Source organism: Gardnerella vaginalis, assembly GCF_040427915.1.
In the GTDB taxonomy this organism is placed as follows: Bacteria; Actinomycetota; Actinomycetes; order Actinomycetales; family Bifidobacteriaceae; genus Bifidobacterium; species Bifidobacterium vaginale_C.
The window spans coordinates 920090-939314 of record NZ_JBETXJ010000002.1; the positions used below are offsets into that span (position 1 = coordinate 920090).

At 40.4% G+C, this 19225-nt stretch carries 11 protein-coding genes; 7 read left to right on the forward strand and 4 right to left on the reverse strand.

Annotated features, from left to right (window positions below):
- The first annotated feature begins 3 nt into the window (after positions 1–3).
- Positions 4–1626, forward strand: a complete 1623-nt coding sequence (locus tag ABVC65_RS03735) for an ABC transporter ATP-binding protein (RefSeq protein WP_353582627.1) — start codon at positions 4–6, stop codon at positions 1624–1626.
- Positions 1627–1679: 53 nt separating this feature from the next.
- Complete coding sequence (gene murI, locus ABVC65_RS03740) at positions 1680–2462, forward strand: glutamate racemase (RefSeq protein WP_353582628.1); 783 nt, start codon at positions 1680–1682, stop codon at positions 2460–2462.
- Positions 2463–2539: 77 nt separating this feature from the next.
- Here the strand turns inward: murI and ABVC65_RS03745 are convergent, their stop codons facing one another.
- The gene (locus tag ABVC65_RS03745; protein WP_353582629.1) at positions 2540–3244 is read right to left on the reverse strand and encodes a vitamin K epoxide reductase family protein; all 705 of its coding nucleotides are present in this window, start codon (positions 3242–3244) and stop codon (positions 2540–2542) included.
- Positions 3245–3325: 81 nt separating this feature from the next.
- Here ABVC65_RS03745 and ABVC65_RS03750 point away from each other — a divergent pair, with 81 nt between their 5' ends.
- Positions 3326–4213 carry a PHP domain-containing protein gene (locus ABVC65_RS03750; protein WP_353582630.1) on the forward strand — a complete coding sequence of 296 codons (888 nt, stop codon included), beginning with the start codon at positions 3326–3328 and terminating at the stop codon, positions 4211–4213.
- Positions 4214–4221: 8 nt separating this feature from the next.
- Here the strand turns inward: ABVC65_RS03750 and ABVC65_RS03755 are convergent, their stop codons facing one another.
- Entirely contained in the window at positions 4222–4446 is a 225-nt protein-coding gene (locus ABVC65_RS03755) for a DUF3107 domain-containing protein (protein ID WP_004112344.1), read from the reverse strand.
- A gap of 82 nt (positions 4447–4528) precedes the next feature.
- Positions 4529–6082: a phosphotransferase gene (locus ABVC65_RS03760; protein WP_353582631.1), complete on the reverse strand. Its 1554-nt coding sequence runs from the start codon at positions 6080–6082 to the stop codon at positions 4529–4531.
- 151 nt (positions 6083–6233) lie between these two features.
- Between ABVC65_RS03760 and ABVC65_RS03765 the strand changes: the two genes are divergently transcribed.
- Positions 6234–7817: an ATP-dependent helicase gene (locus tag ABVC65_RS03765; RefSeq protein ID WP_353582632.1), complete on the forward strand. Its 1584-nt coding sequence runs from the start codon at positions 6234–6236 to the stop codon at positions 7815–7817.
- A 114-nt stretch (positions 7818–7931) separates the two neighbouring features.
- On the opposite strand, the gene ABVC65_RS03770 is transcribed toward ABVC65_RS03765, so the two are convergent.
- The gene (locus ABVC65_RS03770; protein ID WP_004124765.1) at positions 7932–9758 is read right to left on the reverse strand and encodes a zinc-dependent metalloprotease; all 1827 of its coding nucleotides are present in this window, start codon (positions 9756–9758) and stop codon (positions 7932–7934) included.
- A gap of 219 nt (positions 9759–9977) precedes the next feature.
- Here ABVC65_RS03770 and ABVC65_RS03775 point away from each other — a divergent pair, with 219 nt between their 5' ends.
- The 3 genes from ABVC65_RS03775 (at position 9978) to ABVC65_RS03785 (ending at position 18973) form a co-directional block, all read left to right on the forward strand.
- The gene (locus ABVC65_RS03775) at positions 9978–10910 is read left to right on the forward strand and encodes a S16 family serine protease (protein WP_353582633.1); all 933 of its coding nucleotides are present in this window, start codon (positions 9978–9980) and stop codon (positions 10908–10910) included.
- 621 nt (positions 10911–11531) lie between these two features.
- Complete coding sequence (locus ABVC65_RS03780; RefSeq protein ID WP_435528283.1) at positions 11532–16979, forward strand: Rib/alpha-like domain-containing protein; 5448 nt, start codon at positions 11532–11534, stop codon at positions 16977–16979.
- Positions 16980–17254: 275 nt separating this feature from the next.
- Positions 17255–18973 (forward strand): SpaH/EbpB family LPXTG-anchored major pilin, encoded by a 1719-nt coding sequence (locus ABVC65_RS03785; protein WP_353582635.1) that lies wholly within the window; start codon positions 17255–17257, stop codon positions 18971–18973.
- Positions 18974–19225 lie beyond the last annotated feature (252 nt).

The following is a 19225-nucleotide window of genomic DNA, read 5'->3' on the forward strand; positions in this document are numbered from 1 at the left end:
AAAATGTTGGAAAATCGCGAAAACCCAGTGCTTAGCGTTAGTAACTTGTCTATTGCGATTGGCAAAAATCAGATTACGCATAACGTATCTTTAAACTTATATGCGGGCAAAATTAGCGCGCTGGTTGGCGAATCTGGTTCGGGAAAGTCATTAACTTCGTTGGCGTTAATGGGTCTTCTTCCAGGCGATTTTAGTGTTTCTGGCAAAGCGGTTATTAATACAAGCGCTAATGACAGTTTGGATTTACTAAGCAATAATGCTCCGTATTCTTATATTCGTTCGGGGCTTATTTCAATGGTGTTCCAAGAGCCATCTACTGCATTTAATCCCGTTATGCGTCTTGGCAAGCAAATTGAAGAGGCGTTAAAATATCATCCCGAAAAGTTTGGCAAGATGAGCGCTCACGCTAGAAAATCGCGAGTTCTTGATTCCCTTAGCGAGGTTGGCCTAAAGGATGTAAATCGCGTTTATAGGTCTTATCCGCACGAACTTTCTGGTGGGCAGCTTCAGCGCGCAATGATTGCAATGGCAATTATTAATCGACCTTCTTTGCTTATTGCAGACGAGCCTACAACAGCTTTGGATGTTACAACTCAGCGTAAGATTTTGCAGCTTTTGCGCGATTTAGCTAAAAAGCATAATATTGCGGTTTTGATTATTACGCATAATATGAGCGTTGTTAAGGCTGTTGCAAACACAGTTTATGTTATGAACAGTGGCAGTATTGTTGAAAGTGGACTAGTTAAAGATGTGTTTTCTAATCCTAAAAACAGCTATACGCGCTCTCTTTTAGACTCTATTGTTGATTTTGATATTAATAATTTAGCTAGCGAATCAACTAGCTCGGATGCTTGCGATTTTTGCGTAAACATTCAAAATGTTTCTGCCACATATGCTAAGTCTTCTAAAATTTTCAACTTTTCCAAATCCGCAATAAGTGATTTGAACCTTAATATTTTAAAGGGGAAGACGCATGCGCTGGTTGGAGAATCTGGTGCTGGAAAAACAACGATTGCAAAGCTTATTTCTGGTCAGCTTAAGCCAGAATCTGGCAGCATAAGCATAGAGGGCCTTAATTTATACTCCGATTGCAAAAAGCGCGCAAATCGCAAGATTTTAAGCAATATTGGATTCATTTTCCAAGATTCTGGCTCGGCGTTAAATCCTTTAAAAACAGTAGGCTGGAGCATTGCCGAGCCTCTTCTTGCCAATAAAAGTCTTAGCGAAGAAGAGCGCAAAAAGCGCGTGGAGTTTGTTCTTAATCAAGTGCATTTGCCATTAAGCTTAATAAACAGGTTCCCGCACGAGCTTTCTGGCGGCCAAAAACAGCGAGTTGGCATTGCACGAGCGTTAATAAATCGTCCTTCTTTGATTATTGCAGATGAGCCAACTTCGGCGTTAGATGCAAACCATTGCCTAAAAATCCTAAATCTTCTAAGTAGCTTGCAAAAGCAGTACAACTTTTCGTGCTTGTTTATAACGCATGATTTGGCTTTAGTAAGCCGCATTGCTAGCCAAGTTAGTGTTATAAAAGGCGGAAGGATTGTTGAGCAGGGAAGCGTTAAAGATGTATTGCGTTTCCCTAAGAATTCCTACACGCAAAGCCTTATTGATGCTGTTTTGTAAAGCTTATGTTTGTGCTAAAAAGTACCATTGTAAGAGTTTATTAGGAGGTTTTTATGTCTTCGTGCGCTCCAATAGGTGTATTTGACTCTGGGTTAGGTGGTATTTCTGTAGTTCGTGAGCTTAGAGAAGCAATGCCAAATGAGCGAATTATATACTTTGGTGATTCTGCCAATGCTCCATATGGCGTAAAAACTCCGCAAGAAGTGCGTGAGCTTAGTTTTAAGATTGTTGAGCATTTTGCAAGTCTTAATGTTAAAGCTATTGTTATTGCTTGCAATACTGCCACTTCTGCTGCTGTTAAAGATTTGCGTGAGCATTATAGTATGCCGATTATTGGCATGGAGCCTGCTCTTAAGCTTGCTTGCGACTTAGGTGGCGGCAAGCCTCAGCGCGTGATTGTTGCGGCTACTCCTTTAACGCTTAAAGAGCGCAAGTTTGCGGAACTTATGAATCGTTTTACGCAAAATCACCAAATTTTTTCTAGACCGTGTCCAGATTTGGTAGAAATTGTGGAAAATGGTGATTTAGGCAATAAAAATATTGTTATGAGTGCTTTGCATAAGTATTTTGATTCTTATGATTTAAAAAATGTTGATTCAGTTGTTTTAGGCTGTACTCATTTTGTGTTTTATAAAAGTTATTTTCGCGAGTTTTTGCCTGATTGCGTGAAGATTGTAGATGGTAATGCTGGCACTATTCATCATCTTAAAAGCGTGTTGGATTCAATGAATCTTCTTGCGGATATAGATGACGAGGGGAGTGTTGTGCTTACTAACTCCGATTCAAGCGATCGTATTGCTAAGCTATCGCAATCGCTGCTTAATAGTGACTGCTGATTATAACTTTAATTTAAATTGCAGCTTATAAATATGTGATGAAATATGTGATGAATTTAGTTGTATAAGCTTTTGATTCAACTAAATATAGCATGACCGTATTTGCTTAAAATTAGTAGCACGATTACGAATATCCATAGTGAGTCTACGATTAAATCGTAGTTAATTCTGTAGTACGCGTTTAGAATTTTATTTTTTAATCCAATTCCTTGCGCGCTAACTGTTGCGTGGCTAAGTGACATGAATTGTAGAGTAGTGCAAAACATTAGTACTAAGCACCATGGGCAAAGAACTTGTATTACGAACATTGATTGAGAAAACAGCCAATACGCGTACAAGAGTGCGCATAATCCGCCTACCCAACTAAATATCGCTAGCCATTTTGGAAGTTTTACTTTTGCTATTCCAATTACAGCAAGTGTTACAAATACGCTTTCGGCTGCTATTCCAAAGAAGGCGTTAGGGAAGCTTAGTTCGCCAAATCGTATGAATTCTGCTTGCCATGTTTGAGCTACTTTAGAGCATGATACGAGAGTGTTTATATCGCATCCAAGCGCTTTGTGCGGTGTGCGCGCAAGAGCTAAAGTCTCAGAAGATAATATTAGAGATGTTAGAAGGGCTATTGCAGAAGTAACTAGCATAATAGCGTAAACCCAAGTAGCAGAATGTCTCCAGCCTTTTAATGAGTTTGTTTCGTAAAGTGTTTTTCCGTCTACATCGTTTTCCGTTTTAGATAGCTCATTTATATTAGTGAGTTCTGTTTGTGAATTACAGCTATCCATAAGTACTCCTGTAAACGCTAATAATGTAGGGATTAATCGTTTATAAGATAAACGTTACATGCCACAGTTTACGATAATTGTATGACTGTAACTAGCACTAGCGCTGATATTGATTTTTTTGCAAACCCTGATGAGAATAATTCTGGTTGGGATTTGCATTGTCATACCTTTTATTCCGATGGCACAAAGTCGCCAGAAGATTTGGTAAATGAAGCTAAAACTATTGGTCTTAAAGGTGTGGCTATTACAGATCACGATACTACTGCTGGTTGGAGTGATTTTAAAGAAGCTGCTAAGATTGCGGATTTTCCAGTTATTTTTGGATCCGAAATCACATCTGTAGAAGGTAATATATCGGTTCATATGCTTGCTTATCGTTATAATCCAGACGACGAGTGCATTATTGAAATGTTTGATTTAACAAGGAAACGTCGTTTAAATCGTACGCGTAAAATGGTGGAGCTTATGTCGCACGATTTTCCGATTACTTGGCAAGATGTTCTTGATCAAGCAGGCAAAGGGAATCTGACTACGATTGGCAGACCGCATATTGCCGATGCATTGGTTGCTGCAGGTGTTTTTGAAACAAGATCTCAGGCTTTTGCAGGGCCGGTAGCGCCTCATGGACCTTATTACATTCCTACGCCTTCTCCCAGCGTTGATGAAGTTATTAAAGTTATTAAACATGCTGGAGGAGTGAGCGTTATTGCACATCCTGCGGATTATAGTAGGAATCCTGTTATTCTTTCAGACTCTCAAATTGCTTATTACGCTAGTTTAGGTCTCGATGGTTTAGAAGTGTATCATCGTGGTAATTCTTTAACGCAAAGACAAAGACTATTTGGATTAGCAAAAGACTTGGATTTGCTTGTTACTGGCGGCTCTGATTGGCACGGAAGCGGTAAACCAAATAGTCTTGGTGAAGAAACAACTAGCGACGAAGTAGTGAGTAAAATCCTAAATCGCTAGTTTTGTAATTACAATGCGTTGAAACCAACAGTGTGTGTTGGGGTATCTCCGATTATTGCATAGGCAAAAGAGTTGCTAGGTACAACAATTTTCCTGTTATTTTTATCTGTAATGGTGATTAATTTTTCGTCTTTAATTGCATTGGTTATAATATTCTGCACGTCTTCTTCGCTTTGTTCTGATTCAAAGCTGATAGTGTCGTTTACGTGTTTAACTCCGATTGTTACCTTCATTTTGTTTCCTTTAATACTTTTGATACTTTTAATACTTGGTTTCTTCGATTTTACTTAATATTTAGCATCTAATATTTAGCATTTACGAATTACTCAGTTTGTCTTTAGCATCTTTAATAGCTTGATCTGCATCTTTTAGCATTGGGATAATAATAGTTGCTGGCTTATCTAAATCTTCATTATTATTTTCGCCAGTATTTTCTACATTGTTATCTTTACTTTCTATGCTGTTATTGCTCTCGATCTTGCTTTCGACGCTTCCGTCACTATTCTTGTTGCTATTATCGGCGTTATTGATAATGCTATTTATAACTTGTGTTTCTAGATTATCAGCAACAGATGTAGTTTTAGTAGCATTCGTATTATCAGACTCTTTGTAAGAATCTTCTTGTGCTTGTGAATTTGAATAGTTCACTTTTGTAGGGTTTTCACTCGTGCTGTCGTTATTGCTGTTTAAAGCAATTGTCTGACTTTTAGCACTTATATTGCTCTCATTTGTGGCATCAGAAGATTCAATAGTATCGTCTTTAACTATATCTCCTACTGTTAGAGAAGACGCAGGATTTGTGCTTGAATTGTTGTTTTGATTAGCGTTTGCGTTTCTAGAATTGTTTATACGCGTAAGCTCGTGAGCAAGACGTTCTACTTGTGCTTTAAAGCGCATGATTCCAGTTGTATCTGCACGCTGCAAAGCTTGAACGAAGTCGCCAACCTGTTCCATTTGAAGCCATAGGTTTGCGCGAAGCATAATCATGCTGTCTAATCTGGCTCCAAGCATTCTTCCGTAAGCGCTAAGAAGTGCATTCCTATGCTGTTCATTAAGTTTTGCAAAAATCCACGCTAAATCTCGCGCAGGATCGTTGATTTGCATGCTCTGCCAATTGGTTATTGCAGTAATCGTAGATCCAGAAAATAGAAAATCTCCATCTTTAAAACCGCCGTGAACAGGGCAAGTGTCAAATGCCCACAATCCATCGGTTTCAAGCACTCTGGACCAGTTATCTGTGATTTCAGTAGGAATGTGACCAGCTTGACGTAGCCTTTTAATCCAAGATGTTAATTGTGCCCGAATCTGACCAGTAGTAAAAGTCGGGTAGCCGCCTTTTGTTAAAAATGCTGGGCTTAGTCGGTGAATTGCGCCCATGGCTGTGCCAGCGTTTACGCAATCGTCTGTTGTAAGAAGGCTTAATTCTCTAGCGCTTCCGTTTAAATGCGGGCAAATCAATACTGTTGGATTATTAAAATCTGCCTGCCCAAGTTTTTCGCCATATAAGCTGTTTGAATCAGATTGGTTATTTTCTTGAGCAGATTGTGCAGATTGTACAGATTGTGTAGATTGTGTAGCTTTTGTATTTTGCGTATTTTGATTGTTCTGGTTTGAAAGAGAGCCAGGAACAAACTTAAGCATTTCTTCGTGTGCAAATCCAAGAGCTGCAAGTCCTTTGGTTTTTTGCAGCACCCATGCTGCTCTTGCTCTGTCGTGTAAGCGTTTTTGCCCTTTTTCCTCGGAGCTTACAAAAATGTCATAAAGGTTACCAGAAACGTCTTGAATAACGGCATGAGATATTCCCGCAGCGGCATCGGTGGCGTTTGCCTGCTCACTTTGGCGGGTTCCGGCGAATTGTACTTCTGGCATGACCGATGAGGCCAGCGCTACCAACTTGAATCTGCTTATCTGTGTCACAGTTCAACAGTAATACAAAGCAGCGAGATATAGTCAAATAACCTTTAACCACATTTGTGTTTTAATCTTTTATTTTCTCTTTGTTTGCTGTAACAATAGAAATATGATTTCTTCTCCAGAGTCATTATTGAATGATTTAGATGATTCACAGCGTGCAGCAGCCATGGCGTTAAATGGTCCTGTTCGCATTGTGGCATGCGCTGGTGCTGGTAAAACTCGCACTATTACACGCAGAATAGCGTATGCGTGTGCTAAAGGAGAATGGGATGAAAATCGCGTTTTGGCGGTAACTTTCTCTGTAAAGGCTGCTAAAGAAATGCAAGAACGTCTTAAAAAATTAGGTGTTAATAATGCGACTGTTGCAACTTTTCATTCTGCAGCCTTAAAACATTTACGCAAGGTATGGGATTCGGTGTGCTCAGCTCCTTTTCCAAGAATAATGGATGATCCTAAAGAAGTCACAGAGCAAGCATTGATTCATTACACAGATCTTGCAAATATGACGTCTGTGCAAATAAGAGATATTATTTCAGAAATTGATTGGGCGAAAGTTTCGCTTATTGCACCAGATGATTATGCGAAAGCATATGCTTGTGTTCATAGAGAACTCCCTGCGGGCTTAGATGTTAAACAATTCGTAGAAGTTTATAAAGCGTACGAGATTGAAAAAAATACGCGTAATCTTATTGATTTTAACGATTTGCTCCTTTTAACCTGTCATATTTTAAGATCTTTCCCTAATGCTGCTAAACAGATTCGCAGTTTAATAGGTTGGGTTACTGTTGATGAATATCAGGATGTTTCGCCATTGCAACATGAGCTTCTTGTACTATGGTTGGGCGATAACCGCAATATTTGCGTTGTTGGAGATCCTGCGCAAACCATCTATTCTTTCGCTGGCGCTAGTAGTTACGATTTACTTGAGTTTCCAAACGAATTCGCACCAATCTACGCGGATATTAGTTTGAATACGGATTACAGGTCTACAGAACGTATTGTTGGTCTTGCTAATCGTGTTCTTTCACAATCTGCGTGTAGGCGTGATTATTTAAAATTAAAATCAAATATTAAGGGTGGCGTTCGCGTTTCCAAAAGTATTTATAATACTGATTACGACGAGGCTCTTTCTGTTGCTCAGCAGATTTCTAAAGCTGTTAAATCTGGGGATGCGCTTCCTACGGATTTTGCTATTCTTACGCGCACTAATGTTCAGCAGAATATGTTTTGTAGAACATTAGGTAGCTTGGGCTTACATTTTTCTGTTAAAAAAGATGCTGGTCTTCAACCTGATGTACTTGATAATAATATAGATAATACAGAAGCAAGCAATTCCAATTCATCGGTTGCTGGCGACTTATCCTTTGTTGATACAGATAATAAGTTTGTAGATAATGTTTCCGAAAAGAAGCATGTTGATTTAATTAAGAAATCTTTACTCCCTGTAACTATATCTACAATTCACGCGTCTAAAGGTTTGGAATTTAAACACGTTTTTTTGGTCGGCTGTTCTGAAGGTCTTCTTCCTTTTGGATCTTCTGTTAGTAGAAGTGAAGATGAGGATGAAGAAGAACGCAGACTTATGTATGTTGCAATAACAAGAGCGGAAAAAACCTTGCATATTTCTTACGCTCTTTGCAAGGATTATGGAAGTGGTATGCAAAGAACTGTAAGTCATTTCTTGGAATAATTTGTTTAAAATAATTCTAAGAAAATCGCAAGTTTTTCCGCTCTGTTTTATTATTTCTATTCATTTATTATTTAGTTGTTATTCATTTATTATTCTTTATTTGTTATTCATTTATTATTTATTTATATCTGAATCGGGATTTGAATCAGAATCAGTTTCACCGTTATCTGAATCTTTATCAGCATTGTTGTTTGCGTCATCAGATGCATTATCAGATGCGTCGTCAGATGCTAACAGTTTGCTTAATTCATCGTCCCAATTCACATCTTTGAGTTTCTTTTCTAAATCTTCACTATTCTTGAAGTCTTCCAAATTAGGCATATTTATGCTTGATTCTTTTGACTCTTTATTTGTTTCAGTTTCTGATTCAGAATTAGACTCAGCATTAATTTCAGCATTAGCCTCAACATTATCATCTTTCTTATTTTCATAAGAATTTTCATGTTCAGACTCGTCGTTATCAATCTTAGAAGCTGGCGACTCTTCGTTATCTGTAGAATCAGCCTCATAGGATTTGCTTGACTCATCTTTGTTTTTAGAATCTGCAGAATCTATTTGCTTATTATTATCTGTGCTATTTTCATCTGTAGTATTCGTTTTTTTATCACTTGCGCTTGCCTCATCCTGAGACTCTGGCAAATCAGGCAAAAGATCAGGATGATTCCACATAGAGTCTCGCTCCTCAATGCCTTTTTCGCTTGTGATCGAATCCCATAATGCTGCAGCTTCTCGCATTCTACGCGGTCTTAATCTCAATCCAATAAGGGATTCAAAAGTTACTTCCGAAGGTCCACCTGCAGCGCGCTCGCGTCTCATCATCTCTCTAAGTTGATCGATGTGTGGAATATGTGCCATTCCAGCACGCCAAATAACGCAATCGACCCAGCCTTCTGTAAGAGCAAGAAGTGTTTCCAGTCCTCTAAGAGCCTGTTTTTGACCCTCTGTTTCTGTATCTGCAACTTTAGAAATATCTACCGCTCCAGAAACAGCTTCTGGATCCATTTCTTGAATATCTCTAAGCTGGTCTTCTACAGCATCTAAGTCAATAGAAATACCATCTGCATACTTTATAATCAGAGCTTCAAAACGTGGCATAAGCCATGGTACAGACGCAAACAAGCGAGCGTGTGCAAGTTCGCGTAAGGCAAGATAATTCATAACTTCTGTTACGTCTAATCCCCAGGTTTTTGCATAATCTATGCAATTGTATGGAATAAGACCTCCAGCTGGATTGTTAAGTAGTGCTATACCTTGATCGAAGCTTCCATGAACCTCGTGAGATAATGCTCCAGCAGCGTATCCTAGTTGCATCGCAAAAGATGTATTTCCGAGCAATCTCATAAACTGGTCAGGTTGTTTTACCTCATCTGGCATAGGAATTGGCATGATTCCATCGTATATGCCATCTACTTCTGTATCTTGCGAATCGCCGAATTTTGCGGATATTACGCTTGTAAAAGCCTCTCCCACAGATTTTGCAACAGGGTTTGCAAACTTAACCCACGAATCTATTGTTCCTTCAATCCAATCAGATCTAGAAAGAATATCTGGTGTTCCTGGCGCAGGATTTAAGTTGCAACTTGTGTCTAGCCACAAGTTTGCTTGGCTAAGTGCTCTTCTGGCACAGTCCGCAACTTCAGCGTTTACGGTTCCTCCGTCGCTTGTTGATCTTTGAATAGCGATAGATTGTGCAAGCTTTTTGTTTATTGGACCGTCTTCGAGTGTCACTCTCATTTCAAGAGGATTGTTTAACCCTCCTGTAGAAAAAGCTTGCATCATGGCGTGAACTTCGCCTGGTGTTGGAAGTCCTCCAATTCCACACCTTTCCTTGATGTGTTCGCGTATGTCAAAAGGAAGGTTCTCAAAGTTGTGCCATGCTCTTTCGCCTTGTTCAGAACCAAAGCAGTCGACGAGCCACTGGTGAATTTCTTCTTCGCTCATAGTTAAGTCCTTACAGTCTTAGTTAAAAGTCATCTAATATTTTCTACGTTATTTCGTATTCATCTATTAGCGTGACTTTTTGCAGCTTATTACAGATTCTACCTGATATACGGCAATTTTCATTCAATAAATCAATAATTTAAGTAACTTTTTTAATTTAATATTTTAAATGAATCCTAATTCCGTTATGCGTATGGCTTGAGTATAGAATTATTTCTTATGACTAATAAGATATTTGCTGTTTTTAACAATGGATGTATGACTGTTATAAGTTTTATGAGTAGGGTTTTTAATTATTTTGTTAAATATTTTTCTTCAAAATCCGTGCAGTATTTTATTGGACTAATTATTGGTATTCTTGCGATTATTGTGCTTTTTCTTCCTAGCGCATATGTTGTTGAAGAACCAGGACCAACTCAAGACGTTTTAGGAAAATCTTCTGGAAAATATGTGATAAACGTAGATAATCCTAATAATCCTAATAAAAAAGCTGCTTCATCTGCTTCGGGCTTAAAATCGCATTCAAAAAGTGGCAAATTGCTTTTAGTCACAGTAAATACGTCTGGAGTGCCAGGGTATGAGATTCCAAATATTTACGCTGTTTTATCTTGGTTTGATTCAAAAAAGCAGATTTTGCCGCGTGAGGTGTTAGTACCTGTAAATCAAAATGCAAGTGATTATAAAAAAGAAACAAATAAGCAGATGACTTCTTCGCAATCTTCTGCGCAAGTGGCGGCTTTGGATTATGCGAAGAAACATCTTAATGTGAATGTAAAAAACGTAAAAGTTAAGATTCATATAGACGATATTGGCGGTCCTTCTGCAGGAATGATGTATGCTTTGGGTATTTTAAACAAGCTAACTGGCGTAGATTTGGCTGGCGGCAAAACAATAGCAGGCACGGGAACCATTGATAATAATGGGAAAGTTGGGGCAATCGGCGGAATTCGTTTAAAGATGATATCCGCTAAAAGAGATGGTGCAAGATGGTTTCTAGCGCCAAATAGCAATTGCGATGAGGTGGTTGGCAATATTCCGCAAGGTTTAAACGTAGTAAGCGTTAAGACTTTAGATGATGCGTATAAAGCGTTGGAGAAAATTAAGGCTGGTAAAAGTATAAAGTCTTTTAAAACGTGTAATGCGAAGATGTAGAAGATTTTGCATCATTTTTAACTCTTTATTTCTATTATCAAAAATCCTATATTTAGTATGTTTTATTATGCAAAGTGCTGCATATTGTGTTTTAAGACACGCCGAGTGTGATAATTTCGATGCTAAAAAGCGAAAAATATAAAGTTTTCAATATATTTTTAACGTATTTTATGGTGATCTTTATAGAATCTAGGAATTTTTACGAATATTAAAAAAATGTGTAGATTTTCCTTGAATTTTCTATGGGGGGGGGGGTACAAATGTATACGTGCTTTGCAGTAGTGCACTGTATTATTTTGCATTTGAGCGTTTGGCGCGAATTTAACTACTGGTTTTGGGGAGGCTAGGTGTGCTTACGTTTATTTAACGCTTGCACAATAGTTTTCATCAATAGTTTCGCGTTGTTTGCGTAGTCGGCTTACGTTTGTTTACGTAGCTGGAATGCACGCTTTTTTGCTTGCAATGCAGTGGATTACACCACGGGCAATGCTTGTTGGCTTTAAGGTTGGGTTGCTTTAGAGTTGATGGGCGTGAGTATACGAGTAACTTGAGATTTTGAGAAATTGGTGCGTTAGAATGTTACGGCTTCATGACTTATTGAACTTGCGTAAGCAGTTTAGAATGCTTAATGCTTCTTCTTCAAATAGTTGCATCCGTATTCTTTCATCACACACTCTACGCCGCGCTCTTCTAGCAATGCTCGTAGCCGCCGCCACCATAGTAACCATGCTCATCGTGCCGCCAGTACAAGAAGCTAAGGGTTATGCAGATGGTAAAGTACCGATTCACGCTTGGTGGAATAGTTTTGGTACAGGTTTTGTGTCTGGTTCTGGCTTTGGAATAGGGGATGCTCCTAGTCAAATTGCTTCTAATGTTGAAGTTGTTCGCAATGTTTATGACTCTTCTACTGGTAGAAATAGAACTCAGATTAAATGGGAAGTGTTCTTCAATACTTACTCTCAAATGTACGAGAGTATTGTAACAGGTGAACCTTATAGCGGTAAGAGAGAAGATAAAGCGTTTGGTGGTAAAAGACCTCTTCTTATGGCTTGGCTTCCAAAAGGTATTGATAGAAAGAGTATAAAAATTAGTAGAAGGAAGTCTGGTAATAGAACTGGTTACCGTAACTATGGCTGCTGGCCTGAAACAGACAAGTGGTATAGCGCGTTTCCAAAAGATAAACAGTTTGATAAAACTGATAACGGTCGTGGATGTAGAGCAATCCAGTATCAAGAGCCTATTGTTACAATTAATAAAACATTAGATGAGTTTGTTAACAGTAGTTCTAGATGGGCTCATTCGTTCGATGGTAATTTGTATGAAGGTAAAGCTGGTAAAGAGGGTGTTGGTAAAGACCAACAGCTATTTAACTCTTATTGGGATAATGCTTTAGGTACTTCTAGACTTACATCGTATTGCAATTCGAACGATAAGCATGACATGTGCGAAATTAGAAACTGGAAGAATGATTTCTCTACGGTTCTTGCTGACTGGGAAGTTTCAGGTAATACGGCTTTTCAGTGGAATATCACTGCGTTTGTTGATGAAAGTATGGAAAATCGCTCAGATTTAGTATTGAAGAATCTTCCGTTCTCAGCTGGATGGAACTCTGGCAAAGGTAAATATTCTGAAAGTGATTTCGGAGATTTAGAAACGAAGAAAAATGGTACAGTAGAAGTTAGAAGTAAGTGGACTTTTATTGGACCTTTCGATAGTGATGGCGATGGTATTCCAGATTCTATGGAAGGCTATGACCATAAGAATCCTGACGCTTTGCCTGATTTTAGTAATAGTGATCAGCCGCATACTGTTTTGAATAATATTACTGATCCAAATGGTAAGACTGAAATAAAATATCCTCAATATTCGTCTAGCATGATGAATGATTATGTAAAGAAGTTAAATAATCAGAATTTAAGCTCGGATACTACTTATGGTGGCGTGGAGAATGTGCCTGTTACTACGTATGGTGCGCCTGTAACAATTAAGCCGTACGTTAATACTGGTTCTTGGCAGGGATGGGATTTAGGCGACTGGGATGGTCAATATTCTCTACAAAACCATTATGGCGGTCGCTATGTTGCAGGAAAAGATACTGATACTACTACTAATATTCCAACGGATTTTCCTAACGGCTCTAGCATGAAGTATGAGCTTACTGAAGTGCCGAAAGGTGTTACGCAATCTAGTAGTTGTAATACTGGTAATAATAATTCTGATAAAGGTTGTGTGAGTATAGATAGTAAAACTGGTTATATTACTTATAATCCAGGAAAGTTGGATCGTAAGTCTGATGGTATTACTTTTAAGGTGAAGATTACGCACCCAACTCCTAGTGTTTACCAATACAACTGTAAGTATACGACACCGATGGTTCAGGAAAATGTGCCTATAAAAATCAAGGTTGTTTCTAACGCCATGTTGTACAACCCGCATTACGAAACGACTACTGTTGACTACAATAAATCTACGAATAAGTTTAATTCTGCTACCAGCGAAGAGCCTAAGAGCGTACGAGCTAACAAAAAGCCGTGGGTTAGGGTAGGTAGTCTTCCTAAAGGTTCTACTTTTAAGCTAGAGAAGTATGGTAACTACGGTTCTGACCTGCTTAACTGGTCTAAGATTGATGCACAAAATGCAGGAAACGGCAAGGTGACGTTTACTCCGTCTAATGCTGAAGCTGGTGCGAACACTAAGACTCCTGTTGTTGTAACGTACCCGGATGGTTCTACGTCTAAAGATAAGGACTCTGGTAATAGTGGTGATCCTGTGTACGCTCCTGTTACAGTGGGTGATTTGCCAATTTCAGGTAGTGACTTGAATCTTGGATTGTACAACGGAAAGAAAATAGATAATAACGCGTTTGGCGGTTTTTCCTTTGGACATAAAAGTAATCCGCACGAGATTGATAAGGGCAAGAAAATAGGTGCGAAAGATAAAGATAACCCTAACCCTAATAATGGTATTGTATTCGATTCTTGGGCGAACCATGGTAAAGGTCCTATTACTTTCCGCGTGATATGCCATAGGACGGATGTTGATAATTCTCCGTTCGCGTTACTTAAGCCTGCAGAGGGCAAGGAGAAAGCTAGCGGAGAGATTAACGGCTTGCATTTTGAGGATTTCCGCCAGTGGATTCGAGATAACGACAAGCGTTGCAAGGGCATGGATTGCAGTAACAGTAATCTCTTCCTTCACTCTAACGAATACAACAGAGACACTATGGAGCGTTCGCGCGCGCTGATTGGTGGCACGCCTAAGGAAGGCGGCTCGTATGAGTGTAAAGTGTTCGCTTTCCACCAAAAGCCTGGTGATAAAGACAGTAAAGATTATAGTGCATCGCTTACAGCATTTGATAATGCGTCATCAGGTGGTTCTATTGCGCTTCAATCACTTTTTACTAACTATGAGACTGTTAAAAAAGACGCAAAAGGCTCAGAGTGGGTTGCTGGTAGTTTCTACTTTAAAATCAAGCTTAAAGACAACCAAAAGTACAACCCGACTTATGTAAAGATGCCAACTATTCAAGCGGGCAAGTCAATTAAGGATAGTAGGTATAGTAGTCCGACAAAAGACAATATCAGCACTGATCAGCCAAAGAGCACTAAAACTGGAAATGGTGTTCCGGAGAAGGAACGAGCTAGCATTCTTGTTGGTGACCTTCCTGATGGCACGTGGTTTGAGATTAAGCGCTTTGTTAAGGCTGGCGATATTAAAAACTCGAAAGCAAACAGTTTGCCTTGGGCTAACTTTGAAGACGGCGAAGACAATGTTAAACGAGATGAGCACGGCAATACTGTTAAGAACAACGGCAAAGTAGTTACTTTAGATCAGTCTAGTCGCGAATACGGTTCTGTAACTTTCCACCCAGATAAGTGGCAGTCTGCTGGCGAGTATTGGGCGGAAGTTAGAGTTCACTACCCAGACGGCTCGGTTTCTGACGGCGAAGGCTCTGTGAACAAGGATCACCCTGTGTATGCGAAGGTGACGGTTACGCCTAAGCAAGACAAGAATAAATTTGGTCTGGATTTGTATAAGACTCAATCAATTTATGGTGGGTTCCTTAGCGTTAAAGATGGCATAAACCTTCATCCAGGAGATTTACTTTCTGGCAACGATCGCCCTATGTTTGATTCTTACTTAACGAATGCTGTTGGCAATCTTCACGAGCATATGATTTGCTCAAAGCAAAGCAAGGATGGTAAGAAGCAAACCGATTACACGTATGGCATTCTTCCTGGTCATGTTAATAATGAGAAGTCGAAGAATGAGAACGAAAAAGATGGATTACGTCTTTTGGAACCGCAGACGATTTGGAAGCATTCATCGCTTAAGGATCAGCTTGAGTGCAATGCAAATAGCAAAAAGTGCAAGTCTGATACTCATTTATATGATGACTGGGTTGATAGTGATAAAAGCTTTAACACTTTTGAGCGCACGCATGGATCTTTTGGCGGCGTGGCGCAGAAGACTGGCGACTATGTGTGCAAAGTCTACGTTATAAAGGGCGATAAGAAGTCTGATGAGTTTAAGAAGGCTGTTGAGGCTAATATCGCTAAGAATAAGAAAGATAATAAGAACGCTGACCCAGTTGATGGTGTTCTGAAGACTAAGGACAATAAGTATCCATACGGCACAGAAGGCGAAGGCTACAAAACTGGTTCATTCTCTGTGCATATTCATAAGGACAATCAGCTGTATAACCCGACTTACACGAAGATTCCAGAAATTCAGGCTGGTAGTACTTTTGACAAGAATCTTAAGAATCACAAGGATGACATAAGCTCGGGCGCGCCGCAAAGCAACAATAAAACGTCCAGAAATAGTGAGGGTAAAGAAGTTGGCGCTAATGGCGTTCCAAAAGAAGATTTAGTGAACGTTAAGGAAGGCGCTCTCCCTGCTGGCACTTGGTACGAGATTAAGCGCTTTGTTAAGGCCAGCGATATTAAAAACTCGAGAGTAGGCAATTTGCCTTGGGCTAATTTTGAAGACGGCGAAGACAACGTTAAGATGAAAGACGGCAAGAAGCAACCAGCCAGCGATGACGCCACCGGCAAAGGCTCCGTCACCTTCCGCCCAGATAAGTGGCAGGATGCTGACGACTATTGGGCCGAGATTAGGGTTCACTACCCAGACGGCTCTGTATCAGACGGCGAAGGCTCTATTAACAAGGATCACCCTATCTACGCAAAGGTGAAGGTTACTAGATTGCCTGTTAACAAAGGTGATTTGCATCTTAATGTTTACAAGCAGTATGAAAATGGCAAGTTTACTGGGGATGTAGATAGCACAAACGGAATTGTTGTTATGAAAGGCGTTGGCTTGCTGAAGGATATGGGCATTGACTCGTGGTCCACGGCCAAGCCTGAAGGCATTACGCTTAGAGCTTTGTGTAGAGACGACAGTGATGAAGCTAGAAAGAAGCAGCCTCAGGTTTGGAGTGAGAATCTCGATAATCTGTTCTTCAAGCTTAATTGGCAGCAGGCGTGGAAATATCCAACCTTTGCTCGTCAGGAAGCTTGCCGTAAGAGTAGTAATAATGGTGATGGCTGCAATACTGGCGATGAGCATTTCCTGTTCGATAGCACTGGCGGAACGATGGAGCGTGCGCGCGGAACTATCACCAGCGACAAAGCTCCTACGAAGTCTGGCAAATATTATTGCGTTGTGCTTGCGATGAAGACTGATGCTATGAGTCAGTATAATAAAGCTCTTTGGAGGAAGAGCGGCAAGATTAGTGTTGCTAATAATGACTTTGCTAAGGCTATAGGCTTTAACGGCATTAATGGCATTGATTGGACTGCAAAGTTCTTCCCAGTAACTGTGGTCGATAAATTCTCGCTGCCGAAGACGGGCGGAGAAGATTGCGTGAACTGGAACATGCTGCTGAGCGTGGTGTGCGTGATTGGCACGGGCGCTATGGCGGCTGGGTTCTTCCTTGACCAGACGAAGTGGGGGCGCGCGATGCTTGAGGCGTTGCTGTGTAAGACACTGATTAAAGATTTTATCTGCAAAACTGCCAAAAAGCTTTGCGCTTTAAGGCGACGTAGCGAAAGGTGGCGATGCTGATGAAAATTTTCTGCAGCTTAAAAACTGCAGTATCAACGTTCCATGTGCTGGCAACGGTATTACGCGTTACATAGTGACGTTACACAGTTTCGTTACACAGTAACGACAATTATGCCGAAGCATGGTTCGGATTTAATCTTGCTGCGCGCGGCGCAAATCGTAGCCGCCGACAGAGTTCATGCGGCTTTGCGATGACTCCGCCGACCGTGCGCAACACAAAACATAACATATATCTCTCAAAGTGTTCGCAAGAACAAAACAAACAAGGAGAAATTATGAATAAGATAACAAAGCAGTGCGTGGCCGCGGTGGCCTCGCTCGCGATGGCTGGCACGCTGTGCGTTGCTGGCGCCGTGGTTGCTGGCAGCTCCGCGTGGGCTGCTGGGTGCGATAATGGTGCGCCTTGGTCTGAAGCTTGCAAGGCTCAGACTGGTAAAATCACCATCAATAAGTGGAAGTATGAAGGCGATAACGTAACGAGTACACACGTTAAAGCTAAGTTTAAGGTTACCAAGGTAACGCAGATTACTAAATCTGGCACCAAGCAAAACCTTAATTTAACATCAAAAGATGATTGGTTAGCACTCGCTGCTGCAGTGCCAGCTCTTAATACAAATCCAAAGGATACAACTAATATCACTTTAGATACTAATTCAACCGAAAAAGATACTACTAACGGTATTGCAGAGTTCGACAATCTTGGTATCGGCTTGTATAAGGTTGAAGAAGAAAGTGTTGAGGATGGCTACCAAAAGCTTGCTAACCCATTCTTCATGACTATTCCAGAAATCACTCGTAAAGATAATAGCAAGGATAACACCTACACGTATAACGTAAAGGTTGACCCTAAGAACGCATACACTAAGGATGCTGTTAAGAAGACCGTTGATACTAAAGGCATGGTTGGTGTAGGCGATGAGGTGCCATACACGATTTCTGCTTCTGTAATAACTACCAGCCAGACCGAGGCAAGCAAGTATACGAGTGCTGACTTCCAAGATTTTGCTGTGTGGGATGATGTGCCAACTAAAGCGTATGATGCTGCAACAACTGCCGTAACTGGTGTTAGTGTTGTAACTTATACAACTGCTGGTGGTAAAGAGACTGCTTCTACTACTACGCCTCTTAAGACTACTGACTATACAGTTAATGAACCAGTAGTTGGTAATGCAACAAATGGCATAGGAGAAAATTATTCTCGTTTAAAGATTACATTTACAGATTCTGGTCTTGGCGAGATTGCTAAGCAGCGCAAAACTAGCACTAACGTGAAAGTAATTGTTTCGCTTAAGTTTACACTTAAGAAGGATACTACTTTAACTGATGTTATTAACCAGTACGGTTTCCAGCAGGGTCATAAGACTGGTGATCCAACGCCAGAGCCAACGCCAGATCCAACGCCAGATCCAAAGTCTAAGGTAACTCTTGTTAAGTTCAACATTAAGAAGGTTAACGGAACTGACGGTACAACTCCTCTTGCTGGCGCTAAGTTTGCAATCTTCGCTAGTGAAACAGAAGCAAAGGCTTGCGCAGCGGATCCTGCTCGTTCTGATGCTAATTGCAAGAACAAGTCTGCTAAGGGCTTTGAGAATGATGAGAATGGAACGCCTGCTACTACTGTTGCCAATAAGCCTGCTGCTGGTGAAACTAACACATTTAAAGTAAAGGTCACAGATGCTCAAGAGCCATTCTACGTTGTTGAGACCGCGGCTCCAAAGAACTTTGCTTTGTCTCCAATAGTTGAGAAGGTTGTTGCTCGCAATACAGCAGATGCTGCAGGTGTCAACGATGGTGGTCATTATGATGCTGACAAAGCTACCTTCACCTACACCTTTAAGGATGTTCCAACTAAGGACGACGGTTCTTGGTTCAAGCTTCCAAAGACTGGTGCTGCTGGCGTGATTATCTTTGCGCTTATTGGCCTCGGTCTTGTTGGCTCTGGTATGTTCGTATTCCTTAAGAATCGCAAGAAGGAAGAAGAGCAGGCTGCGTGATTTGCTCAGATTGATTAGCAAATCATAAAGATTGAGTCTATAAAGATTAAATCTATAAACGATTGAGTCTAGGAGTAAAATCCTAGACTCAATCCTATGTAGTGCGTTTGCGCTCCGACCTGCCTTTTCGTTTAGAGCGTAGCGCGTCATGATCAACTATTCCGCTTTTTGTACGTGATTTGGGTCGAATGTGGTACAAAGTGCGTCAATTGGTTCCGCTTTTTGTACCTGATTTAGACCGAATGTGGTACA